Below are 21,186 nucleotides of genomic sequence, written 5' to 3'. Positions count from 1 at the left end.
CTGTATCACACCGGCCCTCCGGACGCCCACGGAATAAGTGGTCCCATACCCGGCCGCCGACGGCCCGTCCGCCGCCCCGGTTTCCGGCGGACCCGAATTTAAGGGCTCGCGACCCCAAACGGCTCCATGACGCCACCTGCCGGCGAGAGTGCGGGCCCGAAGCCGATCGACCGCGTCGCGGGCGGGGTCGGCTGGATCGCCCACCCCGAGGAGACGATGCAGCGCGCGAGCCACGCCGTCGCCGGCGACGACGGCCTCTGGCTGATCGACCCCGTCGACGCCCCCGGGCTCGACGACCTGCTCGCCGAACACGGCGAGGTCGAGGGCGTCGCCGTCACCCTCGATCGCCACACCCGCGACGCCGCCTCGATCGCAACGCGCCACGACGTTCCCGTCTGGCTCCCCGAGGCGTTCGACGGCCGCGGCGAGCTCCCCGACCGGACACCGATCGCCCGCTTCGGGAACGAACTCGGCGAGAGCGGCCTCGAGAGCCACACGGTCGTAGAGAGCCGGTTCTGGAACGAGGTCGCCCTCTACGAACCCGATCGGGGGGTCCTGATCGTCCCGGAGTCGGTCGGGACGGCGCCGTACTTCCTCGCGGGCGACGAACGTCTCGGGGTCCACCCGATGCGCCGGGCGGTCCCGCCGCGGGCGGCGCTCGGGCGGTTCGTCGGCAACGTCGAGACCGTTCTCGTCGGCCACGGCGCGGGAGTCACCTCGGGGGCCTCGCGGGCGCTGTCGGACGCGCTGTCGGGCGCCCGCGCCCGGATCCCGCGGCTGTGTGCCGAGACCCTCTGGGGGATGGCGCGATAGGTCTAACCCGCTCGGTGCCCTCAACCGGTCGTGGTCTACGTCACCCGCGGACTGCTGGCGGTCCTCCTTGAGTTCGCGAGCGACGCCGATCCCGACGGAGTGACCATCGCGCTCTCGGCCACGCCCGCTCCCGACGTCGACGACGCGCTCCCGCCGGAGGCGACCGTTTTCACCGACTTCTACCTCCCCGATGCGGGCCGGTCGGTGGCCGCCGTCTTCGGCGTCGACCTCTCGACGCCCCCCGGCCAGGTCGGGGGGCGGTTCGTCTCTCACCCCCGGGGCGAGCTGTCGGTCACCCAGGGCGACGACCTCGCGGAGGTCGTCCTCGTCACGGTCCCGCCCTGGGACCGGGAGTCGGTCCGGGCGTTCGACCGGCGGGGACGCCGGCGCGAACTCGCGGTCGTCGACGCGGCGCCACCCACGGAGTTCCTCGAGTAGCCCGCGGGCCGATCGGGGACTTCCGGGTCGTCTCCGACCCTATCAGAGGCCGACGCCCTCGGCGATCAGCTCGTGTGACCGGACCCGGTCGTCGGGATCCTCGATCAGGTTCTGGACGATCACCTCGCTCGCGCCCACCGCGTCGGTCATTCGAGAGAGAAGCGTTCCGATCGTTTCGGGGCTCCCGGAGATCGCCCGCGGCCACTCGCCCGGCTCGAGATCGGCCGGCGTCGGCTCGGGGACGCCGCCGAGCTCGTCGACCGCCTCCTCGACGGTCGGCGGCGGGCCGAACGCCCCCTGGGCCATCCGCCGGTAGGCGGCCTCCGAGGAGGCTCGCAGCCGTGCGGCCTCGTGATCCGTCTCCCCGCAGGCGACGTTGACCGCGAGCATACTGTGGGGCTCGTCGAGTCCGAGATCGAACTCCGAGGCCCGGAACGCCTCGCGGTAGGCCTCCATGGCCCGCGGGGCGACCGTCGGCCGGATGAACGCGGCGAACGCGTAGGGAAGGCCGAGTTCGCCCGCGATCTCCGCGCTCGAGGGACTCGAGCCGAGCACCCAGACCTCGGGCGTGCCCGCTCCCGACCGGGGGATCTCGATCCCGCTGTAGGGATGGTCGTCGGGGAAGGCCCCATCGAGGTGTCTCGTCGTCTCCTCGATCTTCTCGGCGTGGTCGTCGCCGGGGCGTGGGTCCCCGCCCTGGAGCGCCCGGTCTGCGGCGGGCATTCCGGTTGCTCGGCCGAGTCCGAGGTCGATCCGGTCGGGGGCGAGCGCGTCGAGGGAGGCGAACGTCTCGGCGACCTTGAACGGGCTGTAGTGGTTGAGCAGGACCGTTCCCGAGCCGACGCGGATCTCCTCCGTGTGCGCGGCGATGTGGGGGATGAGCACCTCGGGGGTGGTGCTCGCGATGGCGTCGGCCAGCCCGTGGTGTTCGGCGACCCAGAAGCGCGAGTAGCCCAGGCGTTCGGCCGCCCGCGCGAGACGGACCGACTGCTCGTAGGCGTCCGTCGCCGTATCCCCCTGACGAACGGGCGCGATGTCGACGATCGAGAGATCCATTCGGTTCGGGTTTGTGACTCGGGACACATGACTCGTGGGAACCGGGGCCGCTCCGGCCGCGGACGCCGGTTCCCTTTAAGTTCCTCTCGCGACAAGGTGGAGATATGAGGCAGGGCAGTCCGGGTGTGTTCTTCGACACCGAAGCGACCAGCGACTGCCGGCACGTGATCGGTCAAGCCCGCTCGTGGATTCGATCGGAGCCGCTTCAAAAACCACGTCAGAGAGGGATCTACGGGATGAGTATCCACCGCAGGAAGAGCCAAGGGCCGGATTTGAACCGGCGATGGGCGGCTCTGCAGGCCGCTGCGTTAGGCCGGACTCTGCCACCTTGGCGCGCAAATCGGGGTAGTGGGCTGGTGTGGTTAACTGTATCGGTCCACCACGACCGCGGGCGAGCGGTCGGACGCTCGAGGATCGCCTCGAGCGCCCGGTACCCTCTGTCCGTCGATCTCTGTAGTGGCGGGAGCTATCGCTCCTCGTGATGATGAACGCCCCGGGTGGCGAAGCCACTCCGGGGCAAGTAATGAATGGGGGCGGCGAATCGAATTTCCCAGAGGCTCGCGCACTCCAGTACTGACCGAAACGCAGGCGGGCTTATCTTCCGTGTTCGGGATGGGTACGGGAGTTGCCCCGCCGCTGTGGCCGCCCTAACGCCGACTCGTGGAATCGAACCACGACGTGGTCCACCGTCGGTGGTTGCCGTATGTACGTGTAGTCCAGTTAGCGCCTGGACCCGTTCAACGGGTCCGTACGATCCATGCGTATGAATGGTGGCTCGACCTGTTAGTGCTCGCGGGCTCAACGCCTCGTTGCCTTGGCGCGTACACCCCGAGTCTATCGAACTCCTCTTGTAGGAGTGGTCTCAGTGGTATCTCTTTTCCAAGCGGGTTTCGAGCTTAGATGCGTTCAGCTCTTACCCCGTGGTGCGTAGCTGCCCGGCACTCGCCCTCTCGGACGACCGGTACACCAGTGGCACCCATTCGTAGTTCCTCTCGTACTATACGAACGTTCTCGTCAGATACCGTAACACCCCCAATAGATAGCAGCCGACCTGTCTCACGACGGTCTAAACCCAGCTCACGACCTCCTTTAATAGGCGAACAACCTCACCCTTGGCCGATTCTGCACGGCCAGGATGGAGGGAACCGACATCGAGGTAGCAAGCCACCCGGTCGATATGTGCTCTTGCGGGTGACGACTCTGTTATCCCTAAGGTAGCTTTTCTGTCAGCAATCTCCCGCATCAAGCAGGATGATTGGTTCGCTAGACCACGCTTTCGCGTCAGCGTCCGTCGTTGTGCCGGACACTGTCAGGCTTCCTTATGCTCTTGCACTCTTACTCGGGTCTCCGACCCGAGTGAGGAAACCTTGGGGCGCGCTCGATATCTTTTCAAGCGCGTACCGCCCCAGTCAAACTGCCCGGCTACCGGTGTCCTCCTCCCGGAGTGAGAGTCACAGCCACCATCGGGTAGTATTTCAATGATGCCTCGGTGACCCGCTGGCGCGGGTACCTGTGTAACGGCTCCTACCTATGCTGCACAATGGCGGCCATGTCTCAGCGACAGCCTGCAGTAAAGCTCTATAGGGTCTTCGCTTCCCCTTGGGGGTCTCCAGACTCCGCACTGGAATGTACAGTTCACCGGGCCCAACGTTGGGACAGTGGCGCTCTCGTTGATCCATTCATGCAAGCCGCTACTGAAGCGGCAAGGTACTACGCTACCTTAAGAGGGTCATAGTTACCCCCGCCGTTAACGGGTCCTTCTTCTCATTGTACTGAGCGTTCAGATACCCGCACTGGGCAGGATTCAGTGACCGTACGAGTCCTTTCGGATTTGCGGTCACCTATGTTGTTACTAGACAGTCGGAGCGCCCGAGTCACTGCGACCTGCCCCTTCGCGGGGCAGGCATCCCTTATTGCGAACGTACGGGACTAACTTGCCGAATTCCCTAACGTCGGTTGCTCCCGACGGGCCTTGGCTTTCGCTGCCATGAGTACCTGTGTCGGATCTCGGTACGGACGGTATGCTCGTCTTTTCACGGGCTCTAGGTTGACCCAACTTGCGCTATCTCACCGTTCATCCGCTTCGTGCCATTACGGCTTCCACGAATTTTGATGATTCGACCGGGCGAAAGCCCGGCTTGGGCGGCCCCAAAGCGTCGACTTTTATTGCATACCGGCACAGAAATATTAATCTGTTTCCCATTTGTCAGCTTCGAATTACGGGCTGACTTAGGACCGGCTAACCCTCAGCTGATAAGCATTGCTGAGGAACCCTTACTCGTTCGGCCGTCGGGGTTCTAACCCGACTAACGCTGCTACTATGACCAGGATTTTCGTTACCGCACGGTCCACACGAGATCTCTCCCGTGCTTCCACCCGAACGGAATGCCAACCTACTGGATCACCTTGTGACAGGTGCCGCTAGGTCTCGGTGGTGGACTTGAGCCCCGATCATTTTCGGCGCCTCAAACCTCGGCCGGTAAGCTGTTACGCTTTTCTTAGAGGGTAGCTGCTTCTAAGCTCACCTCCCGGCTGTCTAGGGCTTGAGACCACCTTCGATCGCACTTAGTCCACACTTGGGGACCTTAACCCAGCTCTGGGTTGTCTCCCTCACGGTACACAGGCTTACCCCGCGCACCGGATTCCCCGCGTCAACGGCGTTCGTAGGTTCGGAGTTGGACAGGGGGGCACACTCCTCTCGGAGTGCGATCCCCCAATCCGTCGCTCTACCCCACGAACTACCTCGGCAGAGGTCATGCTTCGACATGTTTCGGTTGGAACCAGCTGTTTCCGAACTCGATGGGCCTTTCACCCCTAGACGTAGGTCACGAGAGGGTATTGTAGGACACCAACTCTAGCAGGCCTCCACGTGCCTTTCGGCACGCTTCACCTTGCCCACGTCTAGATCGTCCGGTTTCGGGTAATGCCCGTTTGACTCCCCGCGCTTGAACACGGTGGCCCTCGTCGTAAGACTGCGGCCATATCGGTTTCCCTTCGCCTTCCCCGATGATCGGGTTAGACTCGCCAAACAGGCATACTCCCTGGTTCGTTTTTCAAAACGTACGACGGAACATCGGCTCCCCGCGGGTCCTACTACAGGTTCGCACCTGGTTCGTTTTCCGCGGGGCCTTGTATGCCCCGTCGTTCAATCGCCAACTGATTTCAAGAACTATTGCACCTCCCTTTGTGGGGTGCTTTTCAGCGTTCGCTCACGCTACTTGTTTGCTATCGGTCTCGAGGAGTGTTTAGTCTTCGCGGTCGATGCCCGCGAAATTCTCGAGGGATATCCAACCCCCGATACTCTGGTACTGACGCGTCTCATACTACTCGACAGTACGGGACTGTCACCCTGTTTCGTGCTCCGTTCCAGGAGACTTCGTGTCGCAGTTCTGAGAGTGAGAGTCAGTCCGAACACCACATTGCCCGAAGGCTTCGGTTTGGACTGTGTCGGGTTCATTCGCCATTACTATCGACATCGCGTTTGCTTTCTTTTCCTGCCGGTACTAAGATGTTTCAATTCCCGGCGTTCCCCATTGCGCGAAGCAATTGCGGTGGGGATTCCCATTCGGAGATCCCAAGTTCTTACCCTCCATGCGGGTCCCTTGGGCTTATCGCAGCTTGGCACGTCCTTCATCGGCACTCGAGCCGAGCTATCCACCAGCTGGCACAGTAGCCACGTTCTACGGATCGGATGTAACGCTGCACTGAGTGCAACGCTAGTGACCCGGGAACGGGTCCAGTGGACGCCTGGACTACACGTACACACGGTCTCATCCGCACGCCAGTAGACGGCTGGCATGCATCAACCCTTCCCACCCACGCTTGCGCGGGGTGGTGCATCGGTCTTCGGGATCAGATCGTAGCGCCGTCTCCCACTTAAGGGACACGGTTCGACCTCGACCCCGACGTATGGACCCACTGGGATTCGAACCCAGGGCATCCTCCTTGCAAAGGAGGCACTCTACCACTGAGCTATGGGCCCACCCCCTCGCGGGGGATGGTTAGCCTTGACAGTTCAAAGGTGCCCGGTCGGACGACGGGCGATCGCGAACGGACCGAATAGTAGGCCGGGGCGTCGCCCCGGTCCTGATCAGTGGAGGTGATCCAGCCGCAGATTCCCCTACGGCTACCTTGTTACGACTTAATCCCCCTTGCGAAGCCCAGATTCGACCGCCGTTACGGCGGCCTCATCCGGACCTCACTCGGGTGATTTGACGGGCGGTGTGTGCAAGGAGCAGGGACGTATTCACCGCGCCCTTCTGAGGCGCGATTACTACCGAATCCAGCTTCATGAGGGTGAGTTTCAACCCTCAATCCGAACTACGATCGAGTTTCGGAGATTAGCGCCGCCTTTCGGCGTGGCATCCCACTGTCTCGACCATTGTAGCCCGCGTGTAGCCCAGCACATTCGGGGCATACTGACCTACCGTTGCCCGTTCCTTCCTCCAGTTTGGCACTGGCAGTCCTCCTAATGTACCCAACCACCACAAGGGTGTTGCTGGCAATTAGGAGTGCGGGTCTCGCTCGTTGCCTGACTTAACAGGACGCCTCACGGTACGAGCTGACGGCGGCCATGCACCTCCTCTCAGTGGCTCCAATAAGCTCATCACACTGATCTTCATCGCACACTGTCGGTGCTGGTGAGATGTCCGGCGTTGAGTCCAATTAAACCGCAGGCTCCTCCGGTTGTAGTGCTCCCCCGCCAATTCCTTTAAGTTTCATCCTTGCAGACGTACTTCCCAGGCGGTCTGCTTCACGGCTTCCCTACGGCACAGCGCTGGCTCGTAGCCAGCGCCACACCTAGCAGACATCGTTTACAGCTAGGACTACCCGGGTATCTAATCCGGTTCGTGACCCTAGCTTTCGTCCCTCACCGTCGGATCCGTCCTCTCGAGGCGCTTTCGCCACCGGTGGTCCGTCCAGGATTACGGGATTTCACTCCTACCCCGGACGTACCCCTCGAGCCTTCCGGTCCCAAGCCGAACAGTTTCCGCCGGACGCCCGCACGTTAGGCGTGCGGATTTCCCGACGGACTTGTTCGGCCGGCTACGGACGCTTTAGGCCCAATAATAGCGGTCATCACTCGTGCTGCCGGTATTACCGCGGCGGCTGGCACCGGTCTTGCCCAGCACTTATTCTACTACCACCTTACGGTAGTGAAAAGCGAGGACTATATGCCCTCGCACTTGGAGTCCCCCTATCGCACTGTCGTGCAGTGTAAAGGTTTCGCGCCTGCTGCGCCCCGTAGGGCCCGGAATCTTGTCTCAGATTCCGTCTCCGGGCTCTTGCTCTCACAACCCGTACCGATTATGGGCACGGTGGGCCGTTACCCCACCGTCTACCTAATCGGCCGCAGCCACATCCTGTCGCGCCGGAGCGTTTCGAGCTCGGGCCAGTTCCAGGCACCGAGCCGTATGCGCTATTAGCCTCAGTTTCCCGAGGTTATCGCGCTCGACAGGGTAGTTTGACCACGTGTTACTGAGCTATCCGCCACGGGTCTAAACCCGTGCGACTAGCATGGCTAAATCGGACTCCAATAGCAATGACCTCCGGCAGGATCAACCGGAATGCTATTCCCTGGCGATGCCAGGGAGTTTGGCGGAGTGTGTAAACACACTCACACGTAACTTGGTCCGTTCGGTGATCGCGATCGGTCGGACCGATCGGGCGTCACCGAACTGTCAAGGCTAACATCAGATTCCATCTTGACGGCGGACCGCAGGGGTGGAATCCTCATCTCCTTCGGACTTCTTTGTAGGCCCGGAAGGGTACTTAACCCCTTCGGACCTCGCGTCCGAGACGACGAAGCGAGTCGAACGCCCCGTCACTCACGCGTTCTTCGCATCACATCCGAGTGCCCTTGTACTGATAAGGGCTTCGGAACGGATCGCGCCGGAAGTCGCATCCGGAACGACCGTCGCGTGACTTTTCGTATCCGCCCTTATCATATAAGGGCGTCGTCTCGCGACGGCCGCCGGAACCCGGCGTCGTCGTTCGCACCCCGCCGACCGCTCGGCGGCGCGCGGATGTGTGCCGACCCCCGTGCCGGATCTCGGCCGGAGGGGACGTGGCCGCGTGGACCACGTCGTTTGCGTTCCATCCGAGGAGTGGGGTACATATAACGCCGTCGGACTGGAGGCGCTCCGAAACCCGATACCATGGCACGGTTTTCCACCGCCAGGACCGACACCTTACACTACTTAAACGAAGCGGCGGCTCGATCAGATACGTCGAAGGAGTGTCGCGCGGGTGGAGGTCGATCGGTCATCCCGCCCTCGTGGGCGTGGTCTGATCGGATGATTCCCGCGCGTTCACACGCGAGGGTGCGCGCGTGTATGAACTACTCGATCTCCGGTAGAGTCGGCCCCACGCAAAAACGAGTCCGTTCAGTCGATGTAGGCGTCGGAGTCCTGTTCGAACGACTCGCGGCAGTCGAGCGAGCAAAAGTACTACATCTTCCCGTTTTTCTCGGACTGTCCCTCGGTGTCCTGTGGGTGTACCTCCGAGCCACACACCGGATCGGTGACCATACCGATGCCAGCGCGTCGATCCGAAAAGCGGTTGTGCAGTCCGTTGCCGGGCGAGGGCTTCCCGCCGAGCCGCCGGCCGCGATCCGAATCTCGAGGAGCGACGGTTTATAGACCATCGAGCGCTAGGGGAGGTCAATGGCGCAAGCGGGCAACGCGGAACTCGTCGACGCGTTCGAGCAGTTCTTCAGGAACTACTACGACAACGAGGTCAAACAGCTCGCCCAGCGATACCCCAACGAACAGCGTTCGCTGTCGGTCGACTGGCAGGACCTCTACCGGTTCGATCCCGACCTCGCCGACGACTTCATCAGCCAGCCCGAACAGCTCCAGCAGTACGCCGAGGAGGCGCTGCGGCTCTACGACCTCCCGATCGACGTCAGTCTCGGACGGGCACACGTTCGCGTGCGCGGGCTCGCGGACACGGAGTCCCCCGAGATCCGCGAGATCCGGGCCCGCCACATGAACACCCTGGTGCAGGTCCGGGGCATCGTCCGGAAGGCGACCGACGTCCGCCCGAAAGTCGAGGAGGCCGCCTTCGAGTGCCAGCTCTGTGGCACTCTTACCAGGGTACCGCAATCCAGCGGCGACTTCCAGGAACCCCACGAGTGCCAGGGCTGTGAACGCCAGGGACCCTTCCGGGTGAACTTCGATCAGTCCGAGTTCGTCGACTCCCAGAAGCTCCGGATCCAGGAGAGCCCCGAGGGCCTCCGTGGCGGGGAAACTCCCCAGGCGATCGACGTCCACGTCGAGGACGACATCACGGGCGAGGTGACCCCCGGCGACCACGTCTCGGCGGCGGGCGTCCTCCGGCTCGAACAACAGGGCGACGGCCAGGACAAGTCCCCCGTCTTCGACTTCTACATGGAGGGGATGTCCGTGGAGGTAGACGAAGAGCAGTTCGAGGACATGGACATCACCGACGAGGACAAAAAGCGTATCTACCAGCTCTCGGAAAGCGAGGACGTCTACGAGCGGATGGTCGAGTCCATCGCGCCCTCGATCTACGGCTACGAACAGGAGAAACTCGCGATGATGCTCCAGCTCTTCTCGGGCGTCACCAAACATCTCCCCGACGGCTCGCGGATCCGGGGGGACCTCCACATGCTCCTGATCGGGGACCCGGGCACCGGGAAGTGCGTCCGCGGAGATACGAGAGTGACGCTCGCGGACGGACAGGACGTGCGGATCCGCGATCTCGTCGAATCCAACCTCAACGATCCGAAGCCGGTCGACGACGGCTGGTACGACGAGGTCGATATCGACGTCCCCTCTCTCCAAGACGACGGGACGATGGGAACACGGCAAGCCACGAAAGTCTGGAAACGAGAAGCGCCCGAGCGGATGTATCGAATACGAACCTCGAGCGGACGCGAACTCGAGGTGACTCCGTCCCATCCCTTGTTCGTACAGCACGAGGGTCAGTTCAGTCCGATAGCTGCAGACGAACTCACCGAAGGACGGTTCATCGCTACGCCTCGAACTCTCCCGACGAACGGAGACGATACGCTGGAAATCGATTTTCGCCGATCCAGATCGCGAAACGCCGTTCGACTCGACCCACCGAACGAGTGGACGCCTGCATTGGCCCGATTGGTCGGCTATATCGTCGCGGAAGGGTACGTCGAAAAGCGCGACGATAATACGGGATTCGTTTCGATTACGAACAACGACAGGGAAGTACTGAACGACACAGCAGATACTTTGGAGACGTTAGGGCTCGACACCACCGAACGCGAACCACACGAAGGAAATGACGCTCGTGAACTGCTCTGTTCGGCGGGGGAGTTCGTCAGTTTCCTCGAGTCGATCGAACCGCGTATTCTTCGGCCGTCCAGCGAACAGTGCGTTCCCGATCCCGTTTTCGGTGGCTCCGACTCGACTAGATCGGAGTTCCTCAAAGCGTTCATCGAAGGTGAAGGACACGTTTCGGTATCGCAGCGAGAGATAACCGTCACGTCGATGAGTCGGGAGTTACTCGAGGGTGTGAGGACACTGCTCCTCTCGCTCGGAGTTCGCTCACAGCTACACGAGAGGGATAACGGGAGCTACCGTCTCAGAATAAGCGGAAACGAGTTCGGAAAGTACGTCGCTGAAATCGGATTCATAACCGAGCGAAAGCAACAGGCTGCACTGGAGCACGCCGGAACGAAGGCCAATACGGACCTCGATGTCGTTCCAAACCTCGCTTCGGAGCTTCGTCGGATTCGGGAATCGCTCTCGATCACGCAGGCCGACTGCGGGCTTCCCAAAGCGACGTATCAAAACTACGAACGCGGATCCAAGAACCCGAGTCGAGAAAACCTCCGGAAAGTCATCAGGGCTTTCAACGACGCGCTTGGAACGGAGAAACACAAGCCCGAAAAGGTCGTCTCGACGGACGGTGGCACCCTGGACACGAGTGTTAGCGACCTCGAGCGGTTTGCTACTGGAGACGTCGCTTGGGAGCGGATCGAGTCCATCGACGAGGTCGAGCCCGATTATGACTGGGTATACGACCTTGAGGTCGAGGGGACTCACAACTACGTCTCGAACGGGGTCATCTCGCACAACTCCCAGATGCTGAGCTACATCCAGAACATCGCGCCCCGCTCGGTGTACACGTCGGGGAAAGGCAGTAGCAGTGCAGGGCTCTGTGTGACCGCCGATACGACGATCCACACCGACAGCGGGTTCCGGCGGATCGAGGACGTCGTCTCCGGGGAACTCCCCGAATCGGTTTCGGCCGAGACGGCAGTCGAGAAGGAGGTTGGTGTACGAACGTTCGACCGGAACGCAGGGGAGATGATCAAGGCGGACTCCTCGCACGTCTGGCGGATGCCCGAGAAGCCGTGTCGTCGGATCGAGACGAACGACGGGAAGGAACTCGAGGCATCGGTCAACACCCCCGTTCTGACCTGTGGCGAGTCCGGTATCGAGTGGACCGAGATCACCGACGTGGAACCGGGTGATCACGTCGCGATTCCGAAGTACGACAACGTAGAACGAGCAGAGCGGTCGGTTCGGGACTTCATGGAACTCACAACGGAAAAGATCGAACTCGCCGACGACTCCGTCCAGTTCCTGCGGGAGTCCCTGACCGACGAGTTCGGAACCCTTCGGGACGCCGCCGCCGCGCTCGACCTCTCCGAGGACTTCATCTATCTCCACCTCAAGAACCGCTACGTTCCTCTCGAGAAGGTAGACCGGATGTTGGATGCGGTCGGCGCGACCCGTGAGGACGTCGAGTTCGATCGGTTGATGATACGCCACGGCGACTCGATCACGCTTCCCGAGCGGTTCGATGCGGATCTGATGTACCTGCTCGGGCTCGTCTTCGGCGACGGCGATATCTCGATCGATCGACGCGGCGGCAACCGAGGGCAGGTCCGAATCTCGAACGGCGACGAAGCGCTGCTCGAGCGCGCAGCGAAGATCTTCGCCGAGAAGTTCGACAAGCGGCCGGCGATCGAACGACAGGACGACCGGGTCCCCTGCATCCGCGTCAACAGCGCGACGATCGCCAGGCTGTTCGAAAACGCCGGCATGGCGACGCCGAAAGACGACCTTGCGCTCGCCCCCGAGCTGACGACCGCGGAACACGCCGACGCGTTCCTCCGCGGGCTGATGGACGCGGACGGCTCGGTGTCCGCCCGGGACGATGGCGGATCGAGCGTCCTCGTTTCGACCATCAGCGAGCGCCTCGCAGACCAGATCCAGCTCGTGTTGGAGACCTACGGCGTCCGTTCGCGAGTCAGGGAACGTGACCGGCGGGGAACCTACGAACTCGCTGACGGGCAGACGATCGAGTCGAAGCACGTCCAGTACTTCGTCGAGATGTTCGGCGCCGACATCGACCGCTACGCGGACGCGATCGGGTTCGACTCCCATGCGAAACGGCGAGCGCTCGAAGGGGTCGTGAGAGAGGAGCGCAGACAGCGCGAGACGATGCCGGTCGGCCCCGCACTCGTCGCCGCCGACGGCGGCGTAGCCGGCGACTACCACAACAACGTCCGCAGGGGCGACAATCCGAGTCGATCCCGGGCGCGCCGGATGCTCGAGGACCTCGACCTCGCTCCGGCCGAGGAAACCGTCGCCCACGTCATCGACGCGGACCTTCGCTGGGACGAGGTCGTCTCCGCCGTCGATACCGGCGAGAAGGAAGTGTTCGACCTCACCGTCCCGGAGACGCACAACTTCGTCGGGAACGGGATCGTCACCCACAACACTGCCGCCGCCGTCCGTGACGACTTCGGCGACGGCCAGCAGTGGACCCTGGAGGCGGGCGCGCTCGTCCTCGCGGATCGTGGGATCGCGGCGATCGACGAACTCGACAAGATGCGGTGTGTCACCGGGGATACGCTGGTCCGGACCGGTAACGGAATCAAGCCGATCCGTGAACTCGCACACGATGTAGTAGACAGCGGAAGTATCGAGGAACTCGAGAACGGACGAACGATCCGGAACGTCGATGTGGACGTCTGGACGATGGACGAAGACGGGAGCATCGTCAAGCGGGACGTGCTCGCAGTCCACGAGTACGGCTCACCGAACGAACTCCGACGGGTCGAACTAGAGAGTGGAGAGCGGCTAACGACGACCGCCGACCACCCGTTTTTCGTTCTGGACGGCGGAGAACGAACCGAGCGTCAAGCACAGAACCTGGAAGAAGACGACTGGGTTTTCGTTCCCGGACGGATTCCCGAAGAAGTGACGGACGGTGGGGTCAGTGTCCTGCCGACGGGGAGGCCGGATCAGAAAATAGACCATCTCTCACCCTCGCACGGGGCTATCCTCGGATACCTCGCCGGTGATGGTAACGTCTTCTATGACCGGAAGGAAGGCGTCTATGGGATCCGATTTACGAACAAAGAGGAAGAACTGCTTCGGGACTTCGAAACGGCGTGTGCGAACGCGTTCGATACGCGGGCCGTTCGTCACCCGAGCGAACGACGAGACGACGGCGTCGAAACGGTCCGCGTCCACGGGAAGGAGTACGTAGACGAACTCCTTGACGCCGGAACGAACCTCGAAAACTACGACGGCAAACGGCTTCCGGAGACGGTAACGAAAGCGTCCCGGGAGACGAAAGCGGCCTTCGTCCGTGCGCTCGCGGATTCCGAGGGAACGGTCGGCGAGCGCGCCGTCAAAATAGCCTCCTCGAGCTACGAACTATTGCTCGGTACGAAGATGCTGTTGCTCGAGTTCGGCGTCTCGAGCCAGATACAGACGCGGTCCCGGGAGAGAGGACGTGACCTGTTCGTTCTCGCGATCACGTCCGACGAATCGCTTGCCGCGTTCGAGCGCCACATTGGGTTCACGCTCGGGCGAAAACGGCAAGCGTTAGAGCGTGCCTGTGAACGGACCACCGGAACTCGAACCATCATAGACGTGCTCCCGGAGTGTGGCGAACTGTTCGAACAGACCCGGGGTGCGCTCCGCCTCCACCAGTCGGAGTGTGGCCTCGAACACGATTCGACCTACTGCAACTTCGAAAACGGTGACGCGAACGCGTCGATCCGTCTCTCGAAGCGCGTCCTCGAGGCGTTCGAAAACCGACGGATGGAGGCGAACGACCATTACGACGAACTTACAACGGAGACGTCCTGGGATCGACTCGCCGTGCTTCGGGAACGGTATCACGTCCCCCAGCAGGAGTTAGCCGAAGAAATGTCGATCTCTCAGTCGCAACTCTCGGTCCGCTGGGGTGACGGTTCCCAGCTCCGAGAACGGGTCCGGAACCGACTCCGCGAACTCCTCGAGACGCCAGCCTCGGTCGATCTGGACCCGCTTCGAGAGCTAATCAGGGGCGACGTGAAGTGGCGTCGAGTGGAAAGCGTTCGACGGATCGATTCGCGCGAACATATCGACACCAGAGTCCGGGTTCTCGAACAGCGTCTCGCCGACGAAGTCGGCGTGACCACTGTCGGTTCGGTCCGAGAGGAGGCACGATCCCTGCTCGAAAACGACGGCGCGGTAGAAACGTGGGACGAACTTCGAACCCGGCTGGAGGCGTACGAAATCTCTCTCAAGCAGGTCGCCGAGGAGATGGGTGTCGCTGGTTCGACCGTTTCACGGTTGTTTGCGGGCGAGACCGACGTCGGGAACTTCGATACAGTTCGCTCCGAGTGTCGGGAGCTACTCGATACGAAACGGTCTCGAGTATCGGAGATTCTCGACGAAATCGAACGCCGGGAACAGCCACGAGTCTACGACCTGACCGTCGAAGGGACACACAACTTCATCGCGAACGGAATGGTCGTCCACAACTCCGAGGACCGGTCGGCCATGCATGAGGCCTTAGAGCAACAACAGATCAGCGTGAGCAAGGCGGGGATCAACGCAACCCTGAAATCGCGGTGTTCGCTGCTCGGCGCGGCAAACCCCAAGTACGGCCGGTTCGACCAGTACGAACCGATCAGCGAACAGATCGAGCTCGAGCCCGCCCTGATCTCGCGGTTCGACCTGATCTTCACCGTGACGGACAAGCCCGACGAGGAGAAAGACCGCAATCTGGCCGAACACATCCTCACGACGAACTACGCGGGCGAACTCACGACCCAGCGCGAGGAGATGAACACCCTCGAGGTGTCGGCCGACGAGATAACGGAGATGACCGAGCAGGTCGATCCGACGATCGACGCCGAACTCCTCCGGAAGTACATCGCCCACGCCAAACAGAACTGCCACCCGCGGATGACCGAGGCGGCCCGCGAGGAGATCCGCGATTTCTACGTCGATCTGCGCTCGAAGGGGACCGACGAGGACGCCCCCGTGCCGGTCACGGCCCGAAAACTCGAGGCGCTGGTCCGGCTCTCGGAGGCAAGCGCCCGGATCCGGCTCTCGGATACCGTCGAGTTGGCCGACGCAGAACGGGTGATCGAGATCGTCCGGTCGTGTCTCCAGGACATCGGCGTCGACCCCGAGACCGGCGAGTTCGACGCCGACATCGTCGAGGCGGGGACCTCGAAATCCCAGCGCGACCGGATCAAGAACATCAAGCAGCTCATTACCGACATCGAGGAGGAGTACGACGAGGGCGCGCCGGTCGACATCGTCCTCGACCGGGCCGAGGAGATCGGGTTAGAGGAGTCGAAAGCCGAACACGAGATTGAGAACCTCAAACAGAAAGGGGAGGTCTACGAGCCGAGCATGGATCACCTCCGGACGACCTGACTCGCGGTCACGATCCCGAGCGCCCGCTCATACGGACCGCTATAAGTCATTACCCGGCGAAACGCAGAACGTCACAGTTTCGCCGGTAAATCGTTACAGCAATCCGTATCAGTCATCCGTGGATCGGTCGCCGTCGTCGGGCTCTTTCCCCTCATCAGCGTCTGCATCGCCGGATCCGAGGGCTCTGATCTCCTCGACCGTCGATCGGACCGTCACGGGCGAGACGCCGGCGACGTCGGCAGCCGTCGCCTGGGTGATCGACTCGCAGTCGCCCCGGCGGGCGGCGGCGTAGAGACAGGCCGCGGCGACGCCGCTCGGGTTCCGCCCGCCGAGGACAGCGGCTTCGGCCAGGTCGCGTGCGTACCATTCGGCCCGGCGTTCGACGCCGTTGTCGAGGTCGAGCCGGGAGGCGTACCGGGGAAGATACTCCCGGGTCGATCGGGCCCGTCGGGAGGCCGAGTTCGCGGTTGAGCGCGGCGTAGGCGGCCGCGAGTTCGTCGCCGTCGGCCCGTGATATCTCGAGGATCTCCTCTCTCGTCCGGGCGATATCGCGGGTTCGACAGGTCGCGTACACCACGGCCGCGGCGAACCCCTCGAGCGAGCGGCCGACGAGGAGGTCCTCGGTCTGTGCGGACTCGAAGAGCGTACAGGCCTGCTCCCGAACGGCCCCCGGAAGGGAGAGTTGGGAGACGATCCGCCGAATCTCGGTGAAGCCGGTCATCCGGTTGTAGTCGGCTTTCGTCTCGAAGCGCGCACGGGCCTGTTCCCGGCACATTCGGGCGAGTTGACGGCGTTTCCGGCCGGTCACCCGAATCCTCGATCCCGAGCCGATCCGCGTCGAGAGCCCCCGGTCGTGGCGCGAACGCGTCAGGCGCGCTCCCGTCCGTTTTCGTTCGGCTCGGTCGAACGACCGCCACTCGGGGCCGTGGTCGATGACGTCGCCCTCGGTGACGAGGCCGCACTCTTCACAGACCAGTTCCGTGCCGACCGGCCGGAGCCGCCCCTCGCACTCGGGACATCGCGTGGGTGGAACGCCCGTCATTCTCACCGACATGTCCGTCGGACATTACCGCCCACCGTGGATCTTTCTATTAGTTCTTAATGTCTATCTATCCGAAACCACCGGTAGGAAATATATGCGAAGAGAGGGCACGATCGGGTCTGCTTCCCCGATCGGATAAAAACGTCCGGGCTCGGGCCCGGCAAAAGACCTATCGCACCGACGGCCATTGCGTCGAACATGGATGACAGCGCGGCCGTCGACGTCGATTTCGGCGAGAGCGGGCTCGTCCCCGCGGTCGCCCAGGACGCGGAAAACGGGGAGGTGCTGATGCTCGCCTACGTCTCGCCGGAGGCGCTGGCGCGGACCCGAGAGACCGGACGGGCCCACTACTACTCCCGGAGCAGGGACGAACTCTGGGAGAAGGGGGCCACGAGCGGCCACGTCCAGTCGGTCGCGGAGGTCCGGGTCGACTGCGACGCCGACACCCTGCTCTACCTCGTCGACCAGGAGGGCGGGGCCTGCCACACCGGCCATCGGTCCTGTTTCTACCGGACGATAGAGGGCGAGACCGTCGGCGAACGAGTGTTCGATCCCGACACCGTCTACGAATGAGCGAGCGTCTCGAGAGCCCACGGACCGGCGAGGACGACGGACCGGTCGAACGCCTCGAGGCCACCCGGCGGCGCCACGCGGAGGCCGAAGACCGGATCGACGAACACGGCGAGGACACCGTAGAGAGGGTCGCCGATGCCTACCGGCAGGCGACGGGCCTCCTCGAGGAGTACGAGGGTCGAGCCGCCGGAACCGGCAAGGAGACGTTCAAGGCCTACGTCGAGCTCGAGGGCGAGTTCGAGTCCCTGCTCGAGGACCTCCCCGAGGACCTCCCGCGCCGAGGGGCGTTCGAGGACGCGAACGACGCGATCGACAAGCGCCGGCTGAGCGAGGCCGACTTCGAGCGGGCCCGCGAGGCCGTCGAGCCGGCGAGCGAGTTCGTCGATCTGCTCAAGGAGCGCGAGGCAGCCGCCGAGGCCCGCGAGTCGGCCCGGATCGACATCCGGGAGCGTCTCGACGAGCTCGAGGCGGGGATCGAGCGCCGCGAGGAGCTTCTCGAGCTCGGATCGGCCGATCTCGAGGCACCGGTCGAACGGCTCCGCGACCCGATCGACCGCTACAACGCGGCCGTCGAGGACGCCTTCGAGCAGTATCGACGGGAAGCTCCGGCCCGGGAGCTGTTCGACCTCGTGGACCGGAGCCGGCTCTACCCGCTGGTTCCCTTCGAGCGCCCGCCCGAGGCGCTACGCCGCTACGTCGAGGAGGCGCCGGCGGGCACCGAGCCGGTCCCGACCCTCCTCGAGTACGCCGGCTACTCCCGCTCGAAACTCGCCCACTACGTCGCGGACGCCGACGCGTTGAAACGCCGGGTGACGACCGAGCGGACCTCCCTCGAGGGGATCGACGCGGAACCGCTCACGGTCGAGTGGCCCCCCGAACCCGCGGGCGTCCTCTCCCGGCGGGCCCGCGAGCTCCGCCCGTTCGTCGAGCGCGTCGGGAGCGAGGCCGAAGTCGCCGCCCTCCGGGCGGTTCGGGAGACGACCCGCGATCCCGAGTACGGGCGACTCCGGCAGGCCGCGGTCGCGGCCGACCGGCTCACCGAGACGGAACGCGAACGGCTCGCCGACGGCCGGGTCGAAGCGGAACTCGAGAGGCTTCGGGCCGAGCGCGACCGCCTCAGCGAGGCGCTCTAGATCTCGGCTTTCGCCTCGACGAGTTCGTCGTACATCCCCGCAACCAGCATCTCCGCGCGCGCGATGTCCCGCGCTTCGGCGTAGATCCGGACCAGCGGCTCGGTGCCCGAGGGTCGGGCGAGCACCCACGCGTCGCCGTAGTCGAGCCGGTAGCCGTCGCGGGTGTTGATCGTCGCGCCTTCCCGTTCGGCGCGGTTGGCCGCAGCCGTAAGCATCGCCGCCCGCTGGCCGGGCGACTCGTAGTGGACGTTCCGGCGGACGTTCGCGTAGTCGTCGTAGGGCGCGACGACCTCGCTGACCCGGCGGCCGCCGAGCACGGAGAGAAAGCGCGCGGCCGTGTAGGCGCCGTCTCTGGCGAGGCGGTAGCCCGGAAAGAGGACCCCGCCGTTTCCCTCGCCGGCGACGGGCACCCGCCGGCCCTCCTCCGTGAGCTCCCGGACCCGGCCGATAATGTTCGTCGACCCGATCGGGGTGAGCTCCAAGTCGGCCCCCGCCTCGTCGGCGACGTCGACCAGCCGCTGGGAGACGTTGACCGCGGAGACGACGGCGTCGCCGGCGTCGAGTTCGGCGGCCGCGAGCGCGGCCAGCGAGGCGTCGCCGCTGACGAACTCGCCGCGTTCGTCGACGAACACCGCGCGGTCGGCGTCGCCGTCGTGGGCGATCCCGACGTCGGCGTCGCTGGTCCGGACCAGCCGCGAGAGGTCTCCGAGGTTCGCCGGGACGGGCTCGGGATCCCGGCCCGGAAAGCGCCCGTCGGGCTGGCCGTTGACCGTGAGCACGCGACAGCCCAGTTCCCGGAGGAATCGAGGGGTAGTGGCGGCGCCGGCGCCGTGGCCCGGATCGAGGGCGACGGTCAGCTCCGCACCGGCGATCCGCGAGCGATCGACGGCCCCGAGCAGGTCCTCGACATACGCCCGGCCGGCACCCTCGACGCCCTCGGCCCGGCCGACCCCGTCCCAGGCGGCGTCGGCGAACTCCCCCGAGTCAAACGTCTCCTCGATCCGCTCGAGTTCGGCGACCGAGAGCTCGATCCCGTCGCTGCCGACGAGCTTGATCCCGTTGTACCGCGGCGGGTTGTGCGAGGCCGTGACGACGAGTGCCTCGACGCCCTCGCGGGCGGCGTACGCCTGGACTCCGGGGGTCGGGACGACGCCCAGCCGGTCGACGTCGCGGCCGACGCTCGCGAGCCCGCTCGCGGCTGCGTCGGCGAGCATTCGCCCGCTCGTCCGGGTGTCCCGACCCACCGCGACCCGCCCGTCCCCCCTGACCGTCCCCACGGCCTTCGCGACGCGCATGGCGAACTCGGGGGTCACCTCCTCGCCGGCGACCCCGCGCGTCCCGCTCGAGCCGAAGATCTCCATCAACGAGCGCTCGGGACGGAGCACCCAAAGGGGTTCCGAAGGGGGCATACCCGTGGCCCGCCGAGAAACCGCCATGAGCACGATCGACGAGAAACGCGTCTACGGCGACCGGGCGGGCGCCGACCGGGCGTACGTCGCGGGCGGCGTCGGCCTGCTCTCGGTCTCGATCGCCGGCGGCTCCGTCGGCGAGTTCGGCCTCCGCCGGCGCGGGCGCGCCCGCGACGTCGCGACCGCCGGCGGCCAACTCGCCGTCGCGACCGACGACGCCCTCCTGCTCGCCGACCGCGGGGTGGCAGGCGGCGACCCCGACCTCGAGGAAACCGGGTTCGGCCCCGCGACCCGCGTCGGCGTCGACGGCGAGAGAGTGATCGCGGTCGGGCCGGACGACCGGGTCGCCCGCCTCCGGGGCAGCGAGTGGACGACCCTCGGCGACGCGCGCGAGGTTCGAGGAATCGACGGCGACCTGGTCGCGACCGCCGACGGCGTTCTTCGGGTCCAGGGCGAGGGGCTCGAGCCGGCCGGGCTCGACGACGCACGGGACGTCTCGGCGGCGGGGATCCCCCTCGCCGCGACCGGCGACGGGCTGTACGCGCTGGGCAACGGCTGGCTCCGGTCGGTCGAGGGCGCGTTCGACGTCGTCGGCGCCGACCCCGCGAGCGAACCCGGCTCGCTCGCCCGCGCCCACGCGGCCGCGGGCGAGCGGGTGTACGAACACGCCGACGGTGACTGGCACGACCGGGGAGAGGCTCCCGGGCAGGTCGCCGGCTTCGCGTACGGCGAGCGGGCGTACGCGGTGACCGAGGACGGCGAGTTCCTCGCGGGCGAATCGGGCGAGACCGTCAGGGAGTGGCGGAGCCACCCCCTCGGCGTCCCCGACGTCGGCGCCGTCGCCCTCGCCGGTCCTGAGTCTGGCGTGACAAGTTGAGATACCGGTTGGTTTTAGACCGCAACGTTAGGTCCGAATAGCTTACTCCGTGTTACATACAGATCAAGTAGATAACGGTGCAGCGATCGACTTATCAAAGGCTGTCAAATCATCCATTCATCATGACGTCACCACTGGCTTCTCCGAAAGAATTAAATTTGCA

At 64.3% G+C, this 21,186-nt stretch carries 8 protein-coding genes, 2 tRNA genes, 3 rRNA genes and 1 pseudogene; 6 read left to right on the top strand and 8 right to left on the bottom strand.

Features of this window, described 5'->3' with window-relative positions:
• Nucleotides 1–126 precede the first annotated feature (126 nt).
• The gene (locus LCF40_RS05755; protein WP_224827715.1) at nucleotides 127–813 is read left to right on the top strand and encodes a hypothetical protein; all 687 of its coding nucleotides are present in this window, start codon (nucleotides 127–129) and stop codon (nucleotides 811–813) included.
• Between the two features lie 30 nt (nucleotides 814–843).
• A complete protein-coding gene (locus LCF40_RS05750; protein WP_114577916.1) occupies nucleotides 844–1,251 on the top strand; it encodes a JAB/MPN domain protein-containing protein in 408 nt (135 codons plus the stop codon).
• Between the two features lie 42 nt (nucleotides 1,252–1,293).
• Here LCF40_RS05750 and LCF40_RS05745 read toward each other — a convergent pair whose 3' ends face one another.
• The 6 genes from LCF40_RS05745 to LCF40_RS05720 all read right to left on the bottom strand — a co-directional run bounded on the left by LCF40_RS05745 (nucleotide 1,294) and on the right by LCF40_RS05720 (nucleotide 7,876).
• Nucleotides 1,294–2,307: an LLM class flavin-dependent oxidoreductase gene (locus LCF40_RS05745; protein WP_224827714.1), complete on the bottom strand. Its 1,014-nt coding sequence runs from the start codon at nucleotides 2,305–2,307 to the stop codon at nucleotides 1,294–1,296.
• Nucleotides 2,308–2,564: 257 nt separating this feature from the next.
• Nucleotides 2,565–2,640 (bottom strand) — tRNA-Cys (locus LCF40_RS05740).
• Nucleotides 2,641–2,835: 195 nt separating this feature from the next.
• A 5S ribosomal RNA gene (gene rrf, locus LCF40_RS05735) occupies nucleotides 2,836–2,957 on the bottom strand.
• Nucleotides 2,958–3,072: 115 nt separating this feature from the next.
• A 23S ribosomal RNA gene (locus tag LCF40_RS05730) occupies nucleotides 3,073–5,989 on the bottom strand.
• 228 nt (nucleotides 5,990–6,217) lie between these two features.
• Nucleotides 6,218–6,289: transfer RNA gene (locus LCF40_RS05725), tRNA-Ala, on the bottom strand.
• A gap of 112 nt (nucleotides 6,290–6,401) precedes the next feature.
• Nucleotides 6,402–7,876, bottom strand: a 16S ribosomal RNA gene (locus LCF40_RS05720).
• Together the 16S, 23S and 5S rRNA genes with 2 tRNA genes alongside form the textbook arrangement of a ribosomal RNA operon.
• A 1,096-nt stretch (nucleotides 7,877–8,972) precedes the next feature.
• On the opposite strand from LCF40_RS05720, the gene LCF40_RS05715 reads away from it, so the two are divergent.
• Entirely contained in the window at nucleotides 8,973–15,989 is a 7,017-nt protein-coding gene (locus LCF40_RS05715; RefSeq protein WP_224827713.1) for an LAGLIDADG family homing endonuclease, read from the top strand.
• A 108-nt stretch (nucleotides 15,990–16,097) separates the two neighbouring features.
• On the opposite strand, the pseudogene LCF40_RS05710 reads toward LCF40_RS05715, so the two are convergent.
• Nucleotides 16,098–17,031, bottom strand: a pseudogene (locus LCF40_RS05710) (transcription initiation factor IIB).
• Between the two features lie 198 nt (nucleotides 17,032–17,229).
• On the opposite strand from LCF40_RS05710, the gene hisI reads away from it, so the two are divergent.
• Nucleotides 17,230–17,604: a phosphoribosyl-AMP cyclohydrolase gene (gene hisI, locus LCF40_RS05705; RefSeq protein WP_114577920.1), complete on the top strand. Its 375-nt coding sequence runs from the start codon at nucleotides 17,230–17,232 to the stop codon at nucleotides 17,602–17,604.
• The gene (locus tag LCF40_RS05700) at nucleotides 17,601–18,737 is read left to right on the top strand and encodes a DUF7118 family protein (protein WP_224827712.1); all 1,137 of its coding nucleotides are present in this window, start codon (nucleotides 17,601–17,603) and stop codon (nucleotides 18,735–18,737) included. The genes hisI and LCF40_RS05700 overlap by 4 nt, the downstream gene beginning before the upstream one ends.
• Here LCF40_RS05700 and glmM read toward each other — a convergent pair.
• Entirely contained in the window at nucleotides 18,734–20,098 is a 1,365-nt protein-coding gene (gene glmM, locus LCF40_RS05695) for a phosphoglucosamine mutase (RefSeq protein WP_114577922.1), read from the bottom strand. The genes LCF40_RS05700 and glmM overlap by 4 nt on opposite strands.
• Before the next feature lie 73 nt (nucleotides 20,099–20,171).
• Between glmM and LCF40_RS05690 the strand changes: the two genes are divergently transcribed.
• Nucleotides 20,172–21,023: an HVO_0234 family beta-propeller protein gene (locus LCF40_RS05690; protein ID WP_224827711.1), complete on the top strand. Its 852-nt coding sequence runs from the start codon at nucleotides 20,172–20,174 to the stop codon at nucleotides 21,021–21,023.
• Nucleotides 21,024–21,186 lie beyond the last annotated feature (163 nt).

It is taken from the genome of Saliphagus infecundisoli, from assembly GCF_020177375.1.
Classification (GTDB): domain Archaea; phylum Halobacteriota; class Halobacteria; order Halobacteriales; family Natrialbaceae; genus Saliphagus; species Saliphagus infecundisoli.
This window is presented reverse-complemented; position numbering and strand designations above follow the sequence as displayed.